This is a genomic window from Variovorax sp. NFACC27 (assembly GCF_048301545.1).
In the GTDB taxonomy this organism is placed as follows: Bacteria; Pseudomonadota; Gammaproteobacteria; order Burkholderiales; family Burkholderiaceae_C; genus Variovorax; species Variovorax gossypii.
Genome location: NZ_CP157613.1, coordinates 78358 through 96061 on the forward strand (window position 1 = coordinate 78358; position 17704 = coordinate 96061).

Below are 17704 nucleotides of genomic sequence, written 5' to 3' on the forward strand. Positions count from 1 at the left end.
GCTACTTGCTCCCGAAAATGCGCTTGAAGAAGCCCGGCTTCTCCGCGTCGACGAAGCGCATCGGCTTCTCCTCGCCCAGGAATCGCGCGACCACGTCGCTGTAGGCCTGGGCCACGTCGGTGTCCTTGTCGTGGATCGCGGGCACGCCCTGGTTGGAGGCATGCAGCACGCTTTCCGACTCGGGGATCACGCCGATCAGCTTGATGCGCAGGATGTCCTGGATGTCCTCCAGCGACAGCATCTGCCCGCCCGCCACCCGGTTGGGGTTGTAGCGGGTGATGAGCAGGTGCTCCTTGATCGGTTCGCCGCCTTCCTTGGCGCGCTTGGTCTTGCTGCTGAGCATGCCCAGGATGCGGTCCGAGTCGCGCACCGAGGAGACCTCGGGGTTGGTGACCACCAGCGCCTCGTCGGCGAAGTGCATCGCCATCATGGCGCCGGTCTCGATGCCCGCGGGCGAGTCGCACACGATGTATTCGAAGTCCATCGCGGCGAGGTCGGTCAGCACCTTCTCCACGCCTTCCTGCGTGAGCGCTTCCTTGTCGCGCGTCTGCGAGGCGGCCAGCACGAACAGGTTGTCGCACTGCTTGTCCTTGATGAGCGCCTGGCTCAGGTTGGCCTCGCCCTGGATGACGTTGATCAGGTCGTACACCACGCGGCGCTCGCAGCCCATGATCAGGTCGAGGTTGCGCAGGCCCACGTCGAAGTCGATCACGGCCGTCTTCTTGCCCGCGAGCGCGAGGCCCGACGCGAAGCTGGCGCTCGTCGTCGTCTTGCCGACGCCGCCCTTGCCCGAGGTCACCACCACAATTTTGGCCATGGCCATTCCTTCTTGTTTCGATTCAGTTGTTGGTTGTCAGGGTCGCCGCATTCCGTGATCGGGTTCGTCCGGTCAGGGAATCGGGTCGATCGCAATTTTCTTGCCGTCCAGGCGTACCTGGGCGGACTTGCCGAGCACCGAGTCGGGCAGCGGCACCTCGTTGGTCCGGTAGGTGCCGGCGATGGCCACCAGTTGCGCTTCCATGCAGGTCGAGAAGATCCGGGCCTCGGTGTTGCCGCGCGCGCCGGCAATGGCCTTGCCGCGCAGCGGTGCGTACACGTGCACGTTGCCGTCGGCGATGACCTCGGCGCCGAAGCTCACCACGGCAGTCACCACCACGTCGCCGCCCCGGGCGTAGACCTGCTGGCCCGAGCGCAGCGGCTTGTCGATCAGCAGCGTGCCGTTGGCCGGCACCGGCACCTCGCGCACGATCTGCGGGGCTTCGGAAGCGGGGGGCTCGGCCGGCGGGGCCGGGGCACGGGGCGCGGGGGCCGCGGGCATGGCTGCCACCGAGAGGCCGGCCGCGCGCGCGGCGGCATTCTGGGCGTCGTTGCCGCCGCGCACCGCGATGGGTTGGGTCTGGTGGCGCGCCAGCAGGCCGCGCAGGGCGGCGAAGTCGATGTCGCCGCCGCCCTCGGTCTCCTGCAGCAGGGAGAGGTCGATCACCACCGGCTCCTGCTCGAAGAAGTCGGGCGAATCCGCCAGCTGGGCGTCGAGCGCCTCGGCCAGCACGTCCAGGTCGGACGTCTTGAGGATCACTGCGATCAGCGGCAGCGTGGCGCTCTTGAATTCGAAAACCGCCTTGGTGCGCGCGGCGGAGACATCGGCCATTGGGAAAACGTCGGTGCGAAAAGCGTTGGAGTCTAACGGGCGCGGGCCAAACGCCGGTGAAGGGGCCCTCCCTCAGGCCCTCCGGCAAACACTTCTTTCATGAGGTTACCAAGCTAACCCCCAGGCTTCGCGGTACTTCGTACCGCTTCGCCAACCCCCTTGCAGGGGGCGATACCGGTGGCCCGACAAAGCCGGTTCCACGGTATCCCTGGAAGGTTCGCCTTCGGCTCAGTTCTTCGAGCGACCCAGCAGCGCGTAAAGGATGATGGCCCCGAAGGTCGCGCAGCCGATGCCGCCCAGCGCGAAGTCGCCGAACTTCAGCGTGAAGTCGCCGGTGCCGACGATCAGCGTGATGGCCGCGACGATCAGGTTCTTGTTCTGCGAGAAGTCGACCTTGTTGTCGACCCAGATCTTGGCGCCGGCAATGGCGATCAGGCCGAACACCACGATGCTCACGCCGCCCATCACCGGCAGCGGAATCGCCTGGATCAGAGCGCCGAACTTGGGGCTGAAGCCCAGCACCAGAGCGATGACGGCGGCCACCACGAACACCGCGGTGGAATAGATGCGCGTGGCCGCCATCACGCCGATGTTCTCGGCGTAGGTGGTCACGCCCGTGCCGCCCGCCGCGCCGCTCACCACGGTGGCGATGCCGTCGCCGATGAAGGCGCGGCCCATGTACGGGTCGAGGTTGCGGCCCGTCATGGCCGTCACCGCCTTCAGGTGGCCGAGGTTCTCCGCCACCAGGATGATCGCCACGGGGGCGATCAGCAGCATCGCGTTGGCCGTGAACACCGGCGCGGTGAAGGTCGGCATGCCGAACCAGGCGGCGTTGGCGATGCCGCTCAGGTCCACCGGCTTGCCCATACCCATGCCGTTGGTCAGCGCGGCGTAGACCAGCGTGGCCAGGATCAGCCCCACCAGGATCAGCAGGCGCTGCAGCATGCCGCGCGTGAACACCGCCACCAGGCCCACGCAGAGGAAGGTCACGGCCTGCATCCAGGCGTCGAAGTTGCCGGCCGCCATGTTCTTGACCGGCACGCTCGCCAGGTTGAGCCCGATCACCGCCACCACCGCGCCGGTGACCACCGGCGGCATGAAGCGCTCGATCCAGCCCTTGCCGACGGCCTGCACGATGGCCCCGATCAGGATGTACACCACCCCGCAGGCCACGATGCCGCCCAGCGCCACCGCGATGTTGGCGTTGGGGCCCTTGCCCGCGTAGCCGCTGGCCGCGATCACCACGCCGATGAAGGCGAAGCTCGAGCCCAGGTAGCTGGGCACCTTGCCGCCGGTGACGAGATAGAAGATCAGCGTGCCGATGCCGCTCATCAGGATCGCGATGTTGGGGTTGAAGCCCATCAGGATCGGCGCCAGCACCGTGGCGCCGAACATCGCGATGACGTGCTGCACGCCCATGGCGCCGGTCTGCAGCCAGGGCAGCCGCTCGTCGGGCGCGATGACCGCGCCGTTGGCCAGCGCGGACGCGGGCCGTTCAGTCCAGTTGAACATTTTTTTCTTTCTCCTCTTGTTGGGGTGTTGTGCGCGGTGGGGCCCGGACGCTCCGGCTTTCCCGGGGCGTGATTGTGGGCGATGAACCCGGGCCTGAACACCGGCACGCACCCTGTGCCGGAGAAAGAGGAAGAGGAGGGCGGGAAGGCGGCCGCCTTCGCCCTCAGCGCGGCTGCAGCACCGCCATCGTGATGCGCGACACGCAGGTCAGCTCGCCCGCCTCGTTCGTCAGGTCGATCTGCCAGACCTGCGTGGTGCGCCCCCGGTGCACCGGCCGTGCCGTGCCGATCACCCAGCCGCTGGTCACCGAGCGGATGTGGTTGGCGTTGATGTCCAGGCCCACGGCCCGGTCGCCCTCGGGGGCCGAGTAGTGGGCGCCACAGGAGCCCAGCGTCTCGGCCAGCACCACCGACACCCCGCCGTGCAGGATGCCGTAGGGCTGGCGGGTGCGCTCGTCCACCGGGCAGCGGGCGCGGATGAAGTCGTCGCCCACCTCCAGGAACTCCATGCCCAGCGTCGAGACGGCGGTGCCCACATGATTGCGCGTCAGCGCCTCGACGGAGATATCTTTTTTCCAGATACGCATTCGGTGCTTCTTTCTTCTTGCCTGTAACAGTGGCCAAAACTATAGCGATGGCGACTGACAAACCGAGTCGCCTTTGCGTGCTACCTTGCGCCGATGAAGCGCCCTCTGCAGAGCCCTCTGCGCCACTGGCTCATCGGCATTGCCGCCGCAGTGCTGCTGGGCTTGGGCGCGCTGGCGTGGGTGGTGAGCACGCGCCTTCCCACCGACGACGAGGTGGCCGCGAAGATCGCCGAGGCCTTCGAGAAGCGCTTCGGCGTCGCCCTGAAGGTGGGCGGGGCCCACTGGACGCTGCTGCCGGTGCCCGTGCTGGTGCTGTCCGACATCGCCACCGACCAGCCGCGCCCCATCACCCTGCGTCGCGTCACCCTGCGGCTCGACCCCGCGCCGCTGCTGCAGCGCGTCATCGCGGTGGACGAGATCGAGGTCGAAGGCCTGGTGCTGCCGCGCGCCTCGGTACGGGCGTTCCGGGGCAAGGGGCCCAGGCCGCAGGAAGGCGGAGGAGGGGGCATCGTCGCGCTGCCCGCGCCGTGGACGCTCGCTCCCGTGCCCGTGGAACAGCTGCGCTGGCGCGACGTGACCTGGATCGACCGGCGCGACATCGCGCTGGCCTACGACGGCGAGATCCGTTTCGACCCCGGCTGGCGCCCGCGCCAGGCCAGGCTCGAGCGTGCCGGCCTGGAGCCGCCGGCCCAGCCCGTGCGCCTGCGGCTGGACCGCCAGGCCGGGCAGGACCGCTGGCGCACCCGCATCGACGCGGGCGGCGGCACCTGGAACGGCGTCTTCCGGCTCGAGACCCAGCCCGACGGAAAGCTCCAGCTCTCGGCCGATCTGGAGCCGCGCCAGATCGACATCGAGAGCCTGGCGCAGGCCTTCGGGCGCCGCACCTCGGTGGCGGGCAAGTTCTCGGGCACCACCACGCTCTCGGCCGAGGCGGCGAGCACGGACGAACTCGGCGCGCTGATCCGCAGCCTGCGCACCCGCACTGCCTTCTCGGTGCAGCCGGCCACCCTCACCAGGCTGGACGTCGCAAAGGCCGTCACCACCGCCGGCATCAGCCGCGGAGGCACCACCTCGCTGGAAGAGCTCAGCGGCACGCTGGAGACCCAGGGCACGGAAGACGGCGTGGTGATGCAGTACAGCAACCTCAAGGCCCGCTCCGGCGTGCTCACGGCCAGCGGCAACCTGAAGCTCTTCAACCGCAAGCTCGACGGCGAGATCGCGGTGGACCTCGTCGACGGCGTGGTCGGCGTGCCGCTCAAGATCGGCGGCACCGCGAGCGACCCCGAGCTTTCGCTGACCGGCGCCGCGCTCACCGGCGCGGCCATCGGCAGCGCGGTGCTGCCCGGCGTGGGCACCGCCATCGGGGCGCGCCTGGGGCAGCAAGTGGAGAAACTCCTCGGCGGGGACAAGCCGAAGAAGCCGGCGCCGAAGCCCGTGCCCAAGGCCAGGCCCCAGCCCCGACCCTAGCCGGACTCTAGGCAAAGGCCTTGATCGCCGCCGGCACCGTCAGCACCGCCGTGTAGTAGCCCATGAACTGCACGCCGGTGTTGAACCCGATCGCGCGCGACAGCAGCCCGCCCAGCAGCCCCATCGTCAGGATCACCAGCAACCCGAGCAGCTGGCCTTCCCACACGCTGATGACCACGATCAGCCCGACGAAGGTCGCGATGATCGCCTCGTGGCTCACCTTGCGCGAGACGAACAGCGCGGCGCGGCGCGCGAAGTTCATGGTGAACGGATAGGCCACCAGCGCGGCCAGGATCACCGCCAGCATGCCGTAGCCCAGGAACTCCCAGTGGTTCAGCAGGTTGTGCAGGTTGTGCGTCTGGCCGCTGGCCGCGTCGATGGTGAACACCGGCGGGGCGTTGAAGAGGGGCGCGGCCGGCCCGGCGGCCACCGGGCTCAGCGGCAGGCCGATGGCGATCAGCGGGATCAGCGCCTCGGCGATGTAGGTGGCCTCGGTCACGCCGTTGCGCGCGGCCAGCGTGGTGGTGAGGCGGTGGTACGCATGCCTGATGCGCGAGCCGACCAGCTCGCCCAGCACCACCGTCATCGCGACCGGGCTGAACACGAAGGTGGCGCTGGAGACCGCCGCCGTCGCGAAGGTCCACTTCACCTGTCCGCGGTCGAGCACCTTGAACGGGTTGGGAAAGTAGCCCGACCAGCCCTTCACGTCGGGCGCCAGCGAGAAGGTGCGGACCTTGTCGCGCTTCATGCGGGCACGCGCGGCGGGCGAGATCACCGAGAACAGGTCGGCCACCAGCGGCCCGATGGCAATGCCCAGGAAGTAGCTGATGCTGAGCTTCACGCCGTACTTGCCGGTGAGCGCCTGCAGCGCCACGATCACCATCACGAAGGGCACCAGCGTCGCCACCGAGGCCCAGCGTCCGCTGGAGAAGTACGCGATGGCCACCGCCGCCGCCACGAAGATCCACGGCGCCGCCTTGGTGATGGCCGCGCCGTAGGGCGCCAGCAGCACCGCGAACAGCACGGCCAGCGGCACCGCGATGAAGGCCGCGATGATCGCGCCCGACACCATCTTGCGCAGCGCGATGTGCGGCACGCCCAGGTTGCGCAGCACGTTGGCGTCCTGCAGCAGCGGCGTGGCCATGGTGTCGCCCGGAATGCCCAGCAGGGCGGTCGGCACCGCGTGCGTCATGTGCTTGGCCACGGCCGCCGCCAGGAAGAAGGTGAACACGCCCACCGGCGGCACGCCCAGCAGCACCACCAGCAGGGTGAGCGGCGCGAGCGTGGTGGTCTCGTCGGTACCCGACACGAGGCCGATGGCCGCGAACACCACGGCGCCCACGAGGCCCATGCCCGTGGCCACGAGGATCTGGTTCAGGAGCGCGGCGTCGATCATTGCGCGGCTCCTTCGATACGCCGGGCGCGGGGCTCGTACGACGCGAACAGCTCGTGAATCTCGAGCTCCTTCATCTCGCGCACCACCACGGGCGGCAGGTCGTCCATCGAGCCCAGGCCGCCGTGTTCGGCGGCGAGTTCGGCCAGCACCTCCTCGCGCCAGCGCGGGTCGGCCGCCGTGCCTTCGACCACCTCGCGCTTCGGCTCGAAGAGCCGCGCGCAGATCAGCCCCGACACCACGCAGCCGCCCAGGCCGGCGAGCATGGCGTAGGCCCGCGCCAGCTCGGGCGTGCCCACCGTGCCCGCGAGCACGCGGCTGGCGACGAGGTAGCCCGCGAGGCTCACCGCGACGCCGATCACGATCGACCATGCAAGGTGGCCCAGGTCGGCCGTGTCGCCCCATATCTCCACCAGCCGCCAGCGGGCGGGCGCTGCTTCTTCTGCGTTCATTTCTCGTTGTCTCCGTCTGTGGTTGTGTTTGTGTTTGTGTTTGTGGTCGTCCGTCGCGCCTGTGCCTACTTCCCGCGCAGCGCCTCGAGCAGCACCACCGCGCGGTCGGTGCGCACGTCGTGCTCGGCGGCCATCTGCTTGGCTACCGCGTCGATCTCTTCGCCCGTGGCGCCCGCCACCAGCGCGATGTTGCGGGCGTGCAGCGCCATGTGGCCGCGCTGGATGCCCTCGGTGGCCAGCGCGCGCAGCGCGCCGAGGTTCTGCGCGAGGCCCACCGCCACGGCCACCTCGCCGAGCTCCCGCGCAGACTTCACGTCGAGGATCTTCAGCGCGAGCCGCGCCAGCGGATGCGTCTTCGTCGCGCCGCCCACCAGGCCCACGGGCATCGGCATCTCGATGGTGCCGACGAGCGCGCCGCGGTTGTCTTTCTCCCAGGTCGTGAGCGAGGTGTAGCGGCCGTTGCGGCAGGCGTACGCATGCGCGCCTGCCTCCACCGCACGCCAGTCGTTGCCCGTGGCGACGATCACCGGGTCGATGCCGTTCATGATTCCCTTGTTGTGCGTCGCCGCGCGGTAGGGGTCGACGGCCGCGAAGGTGTAGGCGTCGATCACGCCTTCCATCACTTCCTCGCCGCTGCGCTCGCGCGTGGCGAGCACGGCGGGTTCGAGCCGCACGCGCGCACGGGCCAGCCGCAGGTCGGCCAGGTTCGAGAGGATGCGCAGGCGCACCGTGCCGCCCGTGAGCTGCTCGACCAGCGGCGACACCGCCTCGGCCATCGTGTTGACGGTGTTCGCGCCCATCGCGTCGCGCACGTCGACGACCAGGTGCATCACCACCATCGGGCCGCGCGGCGTGTCGTCGAACACGTGCACCTCGATGTCGCGGCAGCCGCCGCCCAGGCCGATGAGCACCTTGTCGCGGCTGTTGGCCACCTCGAGGATCCGTTCGCGCGCCCGCAGCAGCGCAAGCCGCGCGCCGTACGGGTCGGCAACGCCGATCAGCTGCACCTGCGCGCGCATCAGCGGCCCGGTGCTCGAGGCCTCGAAGCCGCCGCCTTCGCGCGCCAGCTTGGCCATGAAGGAAGCCGCGGCCACCACCGAGGGCTCTTCCACCGCCATCGGCACGAGGTAGTCGCGGCCGTTCACGGTGAAGTTGCCGGCCACGCCCAGCGGCAGCTCGAAGGTGCCGATCACGTTCTCGACCATGCCGTTGGCGCGTTCCACGCCGAGGGCTCCGGGTGCTTCGAGCAGGGCGCTCTCGTCGGCGGCGAGCGATGCGGCGCGCGCGAGGTGCTCGAGGCGCTGCGCGGGAGTGAGTGCGCGGAAATTGGGAATGCGGGAGTCGGCGACCATCGTTGCGTGTCTCTTCGTTCGAAAGAAAGGAGGTTCTGGAGTCGGTTTCGGGAGCGGGCAATTTAGGTCGGCTGTACCGCCGGCGGAAGGTACAGTTTGTCGGGACAGTGCGGACAGCAGGCGGCCATCCGTGCCCGCTGTGTCACAGTCGAAGCCCATGACGACCATTGCCGATTCGCTCGCCAACGCCATCGAGCGCCAGATCGCGAGCGGCGCCTACAAGGCCGGCGACAAGCTGCCTTCGCTGCGCGAACTGGCGCAGCTCCACGGCTACGCGAAGAACACCGTGGTGGCCGCCTTCGAGCTGCTGGTCGCGCGCGGACTGGTGGAGCCCAGGCGCGGCTCGGGCTACTTCGTGCGCCCCCCGCAGCAGCAACAGGCAGCGAAGCCGGCCGAGGACGATGCCGGCAGCCTCGGTCGCGCCATGGACATCGTCTGGCTCATGCGCGAGCAGCTCAAGACCCAGCCCGACGCGATCGCCGTGGGCGACGGCTTTCCGCCCATCGCATGGCTGGCCGACGTGCGGCTCGACAAGTACCACCCCAAGGTGGTCCGCACGGGGCTGGGCGCGCTCTTCCGCTACGGCAGCCGCTTCGGCTATGCGCCGCTGCGCGACCACCTCGTGCGCAAGCTCGCCGACTTCGGCATCGGCGCGGAGCCGCGGCAGATCGTGTTGACGCACGGCGCCAACGAGGCGATGGACATCGTCATCCGCTACTTCGTGCCGCCCGGCGGCAAGGTGCTGGTGGACGACCCGGGCTACTACCCGCTGTTCGGCAAGCTCAAGCTGGCGGGCGCCCAGGTGCTGGGCGTGCCGCGCCTGGCCGACGGGCCCGACCTCGAGGCGCTGGAGCGACTGCTCGTCGCCGAGCGGCCGCGCCTGTTCTTCACGCAGTCGATCGCGCACAACCCCACCGGCTCCGACATCTCGCCCGCCAAGGCATTCCGCGTGCTGCAGCTCGCGCAGAAGCACGACCTGCTGATCGTCGAGAACGATCCGCTGGCCGACTTCAAGCCCACCTCGCTGCCGCGCCTGGCCGCGCTCGACCAGCTGGAGCGCACGATCTACATCGGCAGCTTCTCCAAGTCGTTCTCGGCGGCGCTGCGCGTGGGCTTCATCGCCTGCGGCGCGGACCTCGCGAGCGACCTCGCCGACCTGAAGGCGCTGATCCACGTGAGCAGCTCGGAATACTGCGAGCGCACGGTCGACGTCATCCTGAGCGAGGGCCACTACCAGCGGCACCTCAACCGCCTGCAGGCGCGGCTGGGCGAGGCCACGCGCAATGCGATCAGGCTCTTCGAATCGGTCGACGCCGAGGTGTTCGCGCGCACCCCGCAGTCGCTCTACGTGTGGGCCGCGCTGCCCGGCGTGGCGGATTCACTGGCCTTCGCGAAGGAGCTGCTGCCGCGCAAGATCGTGATGGCGCCGGGGCGAATCTTCAGCGTCGACTCGACGCAGGTGTCGCGCTGGTCGCGCTTCAACGTGGGCGCCATGGCCGACCCGCGCTTCGCCAAGGCGCTGCGCGTCGCGCTGCGCCGGCAGGCGGGCTGAGCGCCCGCGGCGTCGTCAGCGCCCGAACTCCCCGTGCCGGCCTTCGCCGCCGGCGAAGCGCGCGGCACCGTCCCTGCCTTCCGCGAAGACCACCGGCACGCCCTGGGCGCCCTCGCGGCGCAGCGCCTGTGCGAGCGGCATGTCCCATTGCTCGTAGGCCGAGCGGCGGTCGGCCAGCATGCATTGCTGCGGAAAGGCCGACAGCTGCTGTGCCAGTTCCTGCGCGGCGGCCAGCGCGCCGCCGGGCGGCGTCATGCGGTTGACCAGGCCCATCGCCAGCGCCTCGGGCGCGCCCACCGGGCGGCCAGAGAGGATCATGTCGAGCGCGCGCCCCATGCCCACGATGCGCGGCAGCCGCACGGTGCCGCCGTCGATCAGCGGCACGCCCCAGCGGCGGCAGAACACGCCGAACACAGCGTCCTCGTCGGCCACCCGCAGGTCGGCCAGCAGCGCGAGCTCGAGACCACCGGCCACCGCGAAGCCGTTCACCGCCGCGATCAGCGGTTTCGACAGCGCCATGCGCGTCGGCCCCATCGGGCCGTTGCCGCCGCCTTCGGGGTCGAGCTCGTTGCGGCGGGCCGGATCGCCCACGGCCGTGAGGTCGGCGCCCGCGCAGAAGTTGCCGCCCGCGCCGGTCAGCACCGCGACGCGCAGCGCATCTTCGGCCTCGAACCGGCCGAAGGCCTCGCGCAGTTCGGCCGCCACGGGGCCGTCCACCGCGTTGCGCTTGTCGGGCCGGTTCAGGGTGATGGTGCAGACGGCGCCATCTGTGTCGCAGCTCACGTATTGCATGGCCATGCACAGCTCCTTCCGGGGCAAAATCCCATCGTAGGAAATATTTCTTCATTTCGCAACGATGGACAAAATATGTAATGTACCGGTGGCGATCCCCAGCGCCCCCGACCTGATCCTCGACCTGCTCGTGGCCGACGGCGGCACGCTCAGCGCGCAGTCGCTGTGCCGCGCGGGCGCGCTCATGGGCATCGGCGAGTCGACCCTGCGCGTGGGCCTGACGCGGCTGGCGGCCGAGGGCAAGATCGCCCGCGGCGAGCGCGGCAGCTATTCGCTCGACCGGCGCGGCGCGGCGCTCTCGCGCGCGGTCGACGACTGGCGGCACAAGCAGGCGCAGGCGGTCGCGTGGCGCGGCGACTGGCTCGCGGTGCACGACGCGGGCGTGTCGCGCACCGACAAGACCGCATGGCGCCATCACGCGCTCGCGCTCTCGCTGCGCGGATTCGCGGCGCTGCGGCCGGGCCTGCACATCCGCCCCGACAACCTCGCGGGAGGGCTGGAGGCCGAACGCGCGCAGCTGGTGGCGCTGGGGCTCGCGTCCAGCGCACTGGTGTTCCGGCTGGCCGACCTCGACGATGCCGCGCAGGCCGCCGCGCGCAAGCTGTGGAACGTGCGCACGCTCGAGGCCGGCTATCGCCGCCTGCAGACGGGCCTGGAGCGCAGCGAGAAGCGCCTGCGCACGCAGAAGCTCGAAACCGCGACGCGCGAGTCTCTGCTGCTGGGGCGGGCCGTGATCGGGCATCTCATTCGCGATCCGCTGCTGCCGGCCGAACTCATGTCGCCCGAGCCGCGCGCGGCGCTGCTGGCCGCCACCCGGCGCTACCAGGACAAGGCGCTGGTGCTGTGGCGCAAGTGGCTGGCGCAGCCGTAGTCCCCGCGGCGGCGCTTCAGCGCGCGGCGGCCAGTTCGTCGAACTGCACCACGCCTTCCTTCATGACCAGCGGAATGCGTTCGCCCTGGCCCAGCAGGCAGCCGATGTCGCGCAGCGGATTGCCGTCCACCACCAGCAGGTCGGCCAGAGCGCCGGGCACCAGCCGGCCCAGACGGTCGCCCATGCCCAGCACCTCGGCGCCCACCGTGGTCGCGCTGGCGATGGCCTCGGCCGGCGACAGCACCTCCGTGCGCAGGCGGAACTCGTTGCTCTGCAGGCGCTGCGACTCGCCCAGCAGATCGGAGCCGTAGCCCATCTTCACGCCCGCGGCCTTGTAGATCTCCAGTGAGCGAAGGCCGGCTTCTCGCACGCTGGCCACCTTGGCCACGCTCTCCGGCGGCAGGCCTAGGCTCTCGCCCTCGGTGGCCAGTGCGTCGTAGGTGACGAGCGTGGGCACCACGTACGCACCCAGCTGCGCCATGAGCCCGGCGGTGGGTGCGTCGACGAGGTTGCCGTGCTCGATGGTGCGGACGCCGCAGCGCACCGCGCGCGCGATGGCCGCGGCGGTGTACGCATGCGCCATCACGTAGGTGCCGCGTCCCTCGGCCTCGGCGACGATGGCGCGGATCTCGTCCTCGCTGTAGCCGAAGGCGCCCACCGGGTCGGTGGGCGAGGCCACGCCGCCCGAGGCCATGATCTTGATCTGGTCGGCGCCCATCTGCAGTTCCTCGCGCACCGCCTTGCGCACCGCATCCACGCCGTCGGCCACGCGCGCCAGCGCGCCGACGCGCACGCAGGTGGCGCAGGCGCCGTCGTTGTTGCTGCTCAGGTAGTCGGAGCGCGCGCGCATGTCGCCGTGGCCGCCGGTCTGGCTGAGTGCGCGGCCCGAGACGAACAGGCGCGGGCCCTGCGCCAGCCCGGCGTCGATGGCCTGCTTGAACGCGAAGCCCGCGCCGCCCGCGTCGCGCACTGTGGTGAAGCCGCGGCGCAGCATGCCGCGCAATATCGGCACGCTGCGCAGCGTCACCAGCACGTTGGGCATGTGCACCTGCCGCGAGAGATTGAGCTCCACCGCGATCACGTGCACGTGCAGGTCGATGAGGCCGGGCATCACGGTCTTGCCCTTCACGTCGATGACGCGGGCCGAGGCGCTGCGGATCGGTTTGTCGGAAACCTCGCGGACCACGCCGTCCTCGACGAGGACGTGATGGTCTTCCAGCAGCTCGGCGCGTTGCGGGTCGAGCAGGTGGGCGTTGCTGAAAAGCACTGCGTTCGTCATGCGGGCGACTCCTTGGTCTGTTGCTCCATCACGGCGGGCACCGCCAGCTGCGCGAACACGCGCGCGGTCTCGACGTGTCCGTCGTCGTACCAATTCTCCTCGTGCAGCATGTTGAGCGTGCCCAGCGTCTCGCCGCGCCACCGCAGCGGAATGTTCAGCACGCTGCGGCAGCCCAGCGACACGATGAGTTCGTGGTCGAAGAACACGTCGCGGATGTCGTCGGCCGTGCGCCCGATGTAGGGCAGGCCGCGCTGCATCACCTGCCGCATCCACGGCGAATCGGTGATCGGCTTGCGTCCGCCCACCGGGTAGGCGTCGCGCATGTTGGTGTAGATGCGCTCCGACTCGCGCGCCTCGCGATGGTGGACCAGGATGGTGAAGAGCCTGTGGCCGATGGTCGTGGCCAGCGCCTTGTCGATCGCGTCGAAGGTGGCCTGGGGTTGCTGCGTGTCGGCGTGCGCGAGGGCGACGGCCGACAGCGATTCGTCCAGAAGAAGATTCCTTGGGTGCATGAATGTCGCTTGTCGTTCAGGAAAGCTCGGCCGCCGCAATGTCTTCCAGCGAACGGCCCCGCGTGGGAATGCCCATGAAGGTGACGGCTGCCGCGCCCAGCAGCAGCACCGCCGTCGTCATGCCGAACACGCCCGCGAAGCCCAATGTCGGATACACGAAGCCGACCAGGATCGGCGCCGTGATGCCGCCGATGCGCCCGATGGCCGATGCCAGCCCCGCGCCGGTGGCACGCACCTGCGTCGGGAACACTTCCGGCGTGTAGGCGTAGACGCCCGCGTAGGTGCCGTTCATGAAGAAGGACAGCAGCACGCCCGCCGCCATGATCTGCGTGTCGCTGTGCGTGAAGGCCAGCCCCAGCGCCGAGAGTCCGCCCAGCAGCATGTAGCCCACGATGGTGGCCTGCCGGCCGATCTTCTCGTTGAGCCATGCGGCGGAGAAGTAGCCCGGGATCTGCGCCAGGTACATCACCAGCGAATAGCCGAAGCTCTTGGTGATGGTCATGCCGTTCTGGATCAGCAGGCTCGGGATCCAGGTGAAGAACGAGTAGTAGCTGAAGGTGATCGACAGCCACATCAGCCAGGTCATGACGCTGATGCGCATCAGCCTGCGCGACACCAGCGTGGCGTAGTTCTTCAGCAGGCTGCCGCGGCTGCTGCTGGGCGGCGGCGCGGCCACGTCCTCCTCGTTGAGGGCGGGCAGCGCGAGGCCGCGGCGCGCCATGTCGGACTCCATCGCGTCGACGATCGTGTCGGCCTCTGCTTGCCGGCCCTGGCTTTCGAGCCAGCGCGGCGACTCCGGCAGCGCGCGGCGCCACCACAGCAGGAGCAGCACCGGCAGCGCGGTGATGAAGATCACGATGCGCCAGCCCTGCGGGTGCGCCGGCACGATGAAATAGCCCAGCAACGCCGCCGCCACGAAGCCGAAGGAGAAGAAGCCGGCCAGCGCGCCGGTGAAGGTGCCCCGGTAGCGGCGCGCCACGAATTCCGACAGGTAGGGCGCGATGATCGCGCTTTCGGCTCCCGCGCCGAAGCCGGCCACGATGCGCAGGGCCAGGAACAGCGTCCAGCTGTCGACCATGCCGCTGAAGAGCGAGGCCACGCAGTAGATCGCGAGCGCCGACATCATCACCTTGCGCCGCCCGAACAGGTCGCCGCAGGTGCCGGCCGCGAGCGCGCCGAAGAAGAAGCCGATGAAGTTCGCGCTGGCCAGCACGCCGATCTGCACGCTGCCGAGCCCCCATTCGGTGCGCAGCACCGGCAGCACGAACGCGATCACCGCGGCGTCCATCGCATCGAAGGTGTAGCCCAGTCCTCCCATGAGGAGCAGGCGCCGATGGAAGCCGGAGAACGGCAGGCGCTCGATGCGGGCCGACAGCATGGTCATGTGAATCCCTCGACTTCGGTGGAGCGTTGAAGAGCAACGGTGACGAAGCGGCAGATCGTAGGATCGCGGGGATATCACGACAAATTTATATGCGTGATTGTGTTCATTGACCCAGTGAATGAAATGACGAACGAACGATCGGGGCACGCCATGAACTACCGCAACGCCGACCTCAACCTGCTGAAGGTGTTCGAGGCGCTCATGACCGAAGGCAACGTCACGCGCGCGGCCGGCAAGCTGTCGCTGACGCAGCCGGCGGTGAGCAACGCGCTGCGCCGGCTGCGCGACACCTTCGACGATCCGCTCTTCGTGCGCAGCGGCGCGGGCGTCAACCCGACGCGGCGCGCCATCGACCTGTGGGAGCCGCTGTCGCAGTCGCTGCAGGCGATCCGCGCGACGATGGACATCGAGCATTTCGACGCGCTGCGCAGCACCGCGAGCGTGAGCATCGCCATGTCCGACTACGTGTCGTCCATCGTGGTGCCTCGGCTGGCGCAGAGGCTGGGCAAGGTCGCGCCGTCGATGCAGGTCCACGCCATTCCGAACACGCTGGTCGACTTCGGCCCGGTGCTGGCCGACAACAAGGCCGACTTCGCGATCAGCGTCTACAACGAGGAGGTGCGGCGGCCGGCATTCCTCAAGTCGCGGGCGCTGTGGTCGCCCGACTTCGTCTGCGTCATGCGCGCGGGCCATCCGCTGGCGCGCGCCGACAGGATTCCGCTGAAGAAGTTTCTCGCCGCCCGCCACGTGGACGTGAGTCTGGTCGGCAAGACCACGCCCACCTACGACCTGTTCCTGCGCAGCCGCGGGCTGCAGCGCAACCTGGTCGCGACGGTGAACCACTACGGCGCGGCATACGAGGTGGTGCGCCGCTCCGACCTGATCGCCGTGCTGCCTTGGTCCGAGAAGTTCGAGCCTCCGCGCCTGACGGGCCTGCGCAAGATGCCCGTGCCGCTGGAGGCGCCGCCGCGCATCATCGAGCTCTTCTGGCACCAGCGCAACGAGAGCTCGGGGCTGCACCGGTGGCTGAAGAACACGCTGCTGGACCTGTTCGAGCAGGCCTGAGCGCCTGCCCCCGCCGGGACGTCAGCCTTCGAGCCGCACCACCAGCGCATCGGCGCCGGAGGGCGAGCGCGCATGCAGCCGCTCGACTTCGGCCGCGCGCCGCGTCAGCACGGCGCGCTGGTTGATGTAGCCCTTGTCGGTGATCTCGCCCGCGTCGAGGCTCGGCGGTTCCGCCAGCACCAGCGCGCAGGCCGGGCATTGCGAGGAGCCCGCGCCTTCGTCGCGCAGCGAGCGCAGCACGCCTGCGATGCGCTCGCCCAGCGCCTGCGGAGCAAGAGCGGCACCCTGTGGGCTGGCGAACACCAGCATGCCGATCTCGTCGCGGTCGTGGCCCGTGAGCACCACGTCCTGCACATGCGGCGCGAGCAGCGACACCAGCTTCACGCGCAGCGTACCCACCGACACCCATGTGCCGGTGGAGAGCTTGAAGTCTTCCGCCACCCGGCCGTTGAAGATCACGCCCTGCGCGGGCTGCACCGGGTTCGCCAGGAAGCCGGCGTCGCCGATGCGGTAGTAGCCTTCCTCGTCGAAGGCCTGCACTGTCTCGCGCGGTGCGTCGCGATAGCCGGGGAACACCGAGACGCCCTTGACGCGCATCTCCAGCTTCTCGCCGTTGGGCACGAACTTCAGCTCCAGCCCCGGCAGCGGCGCGCCGATGCAGCCGGCGCCGTCGAGCTTCCAGTGCGCCGAGGTGATGGCGGGCGATGTCTCCGTCGCGCCCCACGAGGTGGTGAGCCACAGCGGCCGCTCGGGGCGCACGCGCCGGGCCACCGCCTCGAGCCTCTGCCAGGTGGAGGGCGCGAGCGCCGCCGCCGCGTAGAAGGCAAGGCGCAGCCGCGAGAGCACTTCGGCAGCCAGCGCATCGTCGGCCTCGAGGAAGGGCAGCAGCATGTCGAAGCCGCGCGGCACGTTGAAAAGCAGCGTGGGCTTCACCTCGCGCAGGTTGCGCACCGTCTTTTCGATCAGGCCCGGCGCGGGCCGGCCCTCGTCGATGTAGAGCGCGCCGCCGTGGCACAGCACCATGTGCAGGTTGTGGTTGGCGCCGAAGGTGTGGCTCCAGGGCAGCCAGTCGACCAGCACCGGCTTTTCGTGCGCGAGGAAGCGCCAGGTCTGCGCCATCATCTGCTGGTTGGCGCACAGCATGCGGTGCGTGTTGATGACCACTTTGGGCTTGCCGGTGGAGCCGGAGGTCAGCAGGTACTTGGCGTGCGTGTCGGGCAGCACGTTGGCGAAGGCCTGCATGACGGCGGGCGTTTCCTTCGCCGCGAGCAGGCTGTCGAAGGCCAGCGCACCCGGATGCGCATCGGCGTTGCGGCTGAACACCGTGATCGCCTCGACGCCGCAGCCCGCGAGCGAGCCGCCGTACACCTTCGCGTCGGATGCGTAGATCAGCCCCGGCTTCAGCGCCTGCAGCATGCCGTGCAGCCGCGACGGGTCCTTGGCCATGCGCGAGTAGGCGCTGGAAAGCGAGCAGGCGGTGCGGCCGATGTGCATGGCCGCGAGCATCAGCACCGCGTGGTCGATGGCGTTGTCCGAGAGGATCACGACCGGCTGGCCCGCCGGCAGGTTCAGGTCGAGCAGGCCCTGCGCCACTGCGCCTACCGCTTGGCGCAGCGCGCGGTAGTCGAGCTTGCGCCATCCTTCGCCGCTCTCGTCGCGCTCGGCGAAGGCCAGCGCGTCGGGCGTTTCATGTGCCCAGCGCTCGATCCATTCGCCGATGCAGCGCGCATACGGCTTCAGAGCCATCGGCGAGCGCAGCGCGAAGGAGCCGTCGTCGAAATCGATGCGCACCGTGCGGGGCGGGGCGATCAGGCTTTCATCGAGGAGGAAGTCGGTCAT

At 69.6% G+C, this 17704-nt stretch carries 16 protein-coding genes; 4 read left to right on the plus strand and 12 right to left on the minus strand.

Annotated elements, in window-relative coordinates; genetic code table 11:
- Position 1 precedes the first annotated feature (1 nt).
- The 4 genes from minD to ABL840_RS00420 all read right to left on the minus strand — a co-directional run bounded on the left by minD (position 2) and on the right by ABL840_RS00420 (position 3746).
- Positions 2-817, minus strand: coding sequence for a septum site-determining protein MinD (gene minD, locus ABL840_RS00405; RefSeq protein WP_093195746.1), 816 nt, complete (start codon positions 815-817; stop codon positions 2-4).
- A gap of 72 nt (positions 818-889) precedes the next feature.
- Positions 890-1648 (minus strand): septum site-determining protein MinC, encoded by a 759-nt coding sequence (minC, locus tag ABL840_RS00410; RefSeq protein ID WP_093195745.1) that lies wholly within the window; start codon positions 1646-1648, stop codon positions 890-892.
- A 228-nt stretch (positions 1649-1876) separates the two neighbouring features.
- On the minus strand, positions 1877-3160 hold the full coding sequence (locus tag ABL840_RS00415) for a solute carrier family 23 protein (protein ID WP_093300410.1): 1284 nt from the start codon (positions 3158-3160) through the stop codon (positions 1877-1879).
- Between the two features lie 163 nt (positions 3161-3323).
- Positions 3324-3746, minus strand: a complete 423-nt coding sequence (locus tag ABL840_RS00420; protein ID WP_093300412.1) for a hotdog fold thioesterase — start codon at positions 3744-3746, stop codon at positions 3324-3326.
- 93 nt (positions 3747-3839) lie between these two features.
- On the opposite strand from ABL840_RS00420, the gene ABL840_RS00425 reads away from it, so the two are divergent.
- The gene (locus ABL840_RS00425; RefSeq protein WP_418116163.1) at positions 3840-5213 is read left to right on the plus strand and encodes a hypothetical protein; all 1374 of its coding nucleotides are present in this window, start codon (positions 3840-3842) and stop codon (positions 5211-5213) included.
- 7 nt (positions 5214-5220) lie between these two features.
- On the opposite strand, the gene ABL840_RS00430 is transcribed toward ABL840_RS00425, so the two are convergent.
- The 3 genes from ABL840_RS00430 to ABL840_RS00440 form a co-directional block, all read right to left on the minus strand.
- Positions 5221-6609, minus strand: coding sequence for a tripartite tricarboxylate transporter permease (locus ABL840_RS00430; protein ID WP_093300414.1), 1389 nt, complete (start codon positions 6607-6609; stop codon positions 5221-5223).
- Positions 6606-7058, minus strand: a complete 453-nt coding sequence (locus tag ABL840_RS00435; RefSeq protein ID WP_093195741.1) for a hypothetical protein — start codon at positions 7056-7058, stop codon at positions 6606-6608. The genes ABL840_RS00430 and ABL840_RS00435 overlap by 4 nt, the downstream gene beginning before the upstream one ends.
- A 65-nt stretch (positions 7059-7123) precedes the next feature.
- Entirely contained in the window at positions 7124-8410 is a 1287-nt protein-coding gene (locus tag ABL840_RS00440; RefSeq protein ID WP_093300416.1) for a hydroxymethylglutaryl-CoA reductase, degradative, read from the minus strand.
- A gap of 157 nt (positions 8411-8567) precedes the next feature.
- Between ABL840_RS00440 and ABL840_RS00445 the strand changes: the two genes are divergently transcribed.
- A complete protein-coding gene (locus ABL840_RS00445; RefSeq protein ID WP_093300417.1) occupies positions 8568-9962 on the plus strand; it encodes a PLP-dependent aminotransferase family protein in 1395 nt (464 codons plus the stop codon).
- A gap of 15 nt (positions 9963-9977) precedes the next feature.
- On the opposite strand, the gene ABL840_RS00450 is transcribed toward ABL840_RS00445, so the two are convergent.
- The gene (locus tag ABL840_RS00450) at positions 9978-10760 is read right to left on the minus strand and encodes a crotonase/enoyl-CoA hydratase family protein (RefSeq protein ID WP_093300419.1); all 783 of its coding nucleotides are present in this window, start codon (positions 10758-10760) and stop codon (positions 9978-9980) included.
- 82 nt (positions 10761-10842) lie between these two features.
- Between ABL840_RS00450 and ABL840_RS00455 the strand changes: the two genes are divergently transcribed.
- Positions 10843-11625, plus strand: coding sequence for a PaaX family transcriptional regulator (locus ABL840_RS00455; protein WP_418116164.1), 783 nt, complete (start codon positions 10843-10845; stop codon positions 11623-11625).
- Positions 11626-11641: 16 nt separating this feature from the next.
- Here ABL840_RS00455 and ABL840_RS00460 read toward each other — a convergent pair whose 3' ends face one another.
- Genes ABL840_RS00460 through ABL840_RS00470 form a run of 3 tightly spaced genes read right to left on the minus strand, consistent with a single transcriptional unit; the run spans position 11642 to position 14800 of the window.
- Positions 11642-12904 carry a metal-dependent hydrolase family protein gene (locus ABL840_RS00460; protein ID WP_093300422.1) on the minus strand — a complete coding sequence of 421 codons (1263 nt, stop codon included), beginning with the start codon at positions 12902-12904 and terminating at the stop codon, positions 11642-11644.
- Complete coding sequence (locus tag ABL840_RS00465; protein ID WP_093300423.1) at positions 12901-13416, minus strand: GAF domain-containing protein; 516 nt, start codon at positions 13414-13416, stop codon at positions 12901-12903. Before ABL840_RS00465 ends, ABL840_RS00460 begins: the two co-directional genes overlap by 4 nt.
- 16 nt (positions 13417-13432) lie before the next feature.
- Complete coding sequence (locus tag ABL840_RS00470; protein WP_093195734.1) at positions 13433-14800, minus strand: MFS transporter; 1368 nt, start codon at positions 14798-14800, stop codon at positions 13433-13435.
- A 123-nt stretch (positions 14801-14923) separates the two neighbouring features.
- Between ABL840_RS00470 and ABL840_RS00475 the strand changes: the two genes are divergently transcribed.
- Positions 14924-15865: a LysR substrate-binding domain-containing protein gene (locus ABL840_RS00475; protein WP_418116165.1), complete on the plus strand. Its 942-nt coding sequence runs from the start codon at positions 14924-14926 to the stop codon at positions 15863-15865.
- Positions 15866-15886: 21 nt separating this feature from the next.
- On the opposite strand, the gene ABL840_RS00480 is transcribed toward ABL840_RS00475, so the two are convergent.
- Complete coding sequence (locus ABL840_RS00480) at positions 15887-17704, minus strand: feruloyl-CoA synthase (protein ID WP_093300426.1); 1818 nt, start codon at positions 17702-17704, stop codon at positions 15887-15889.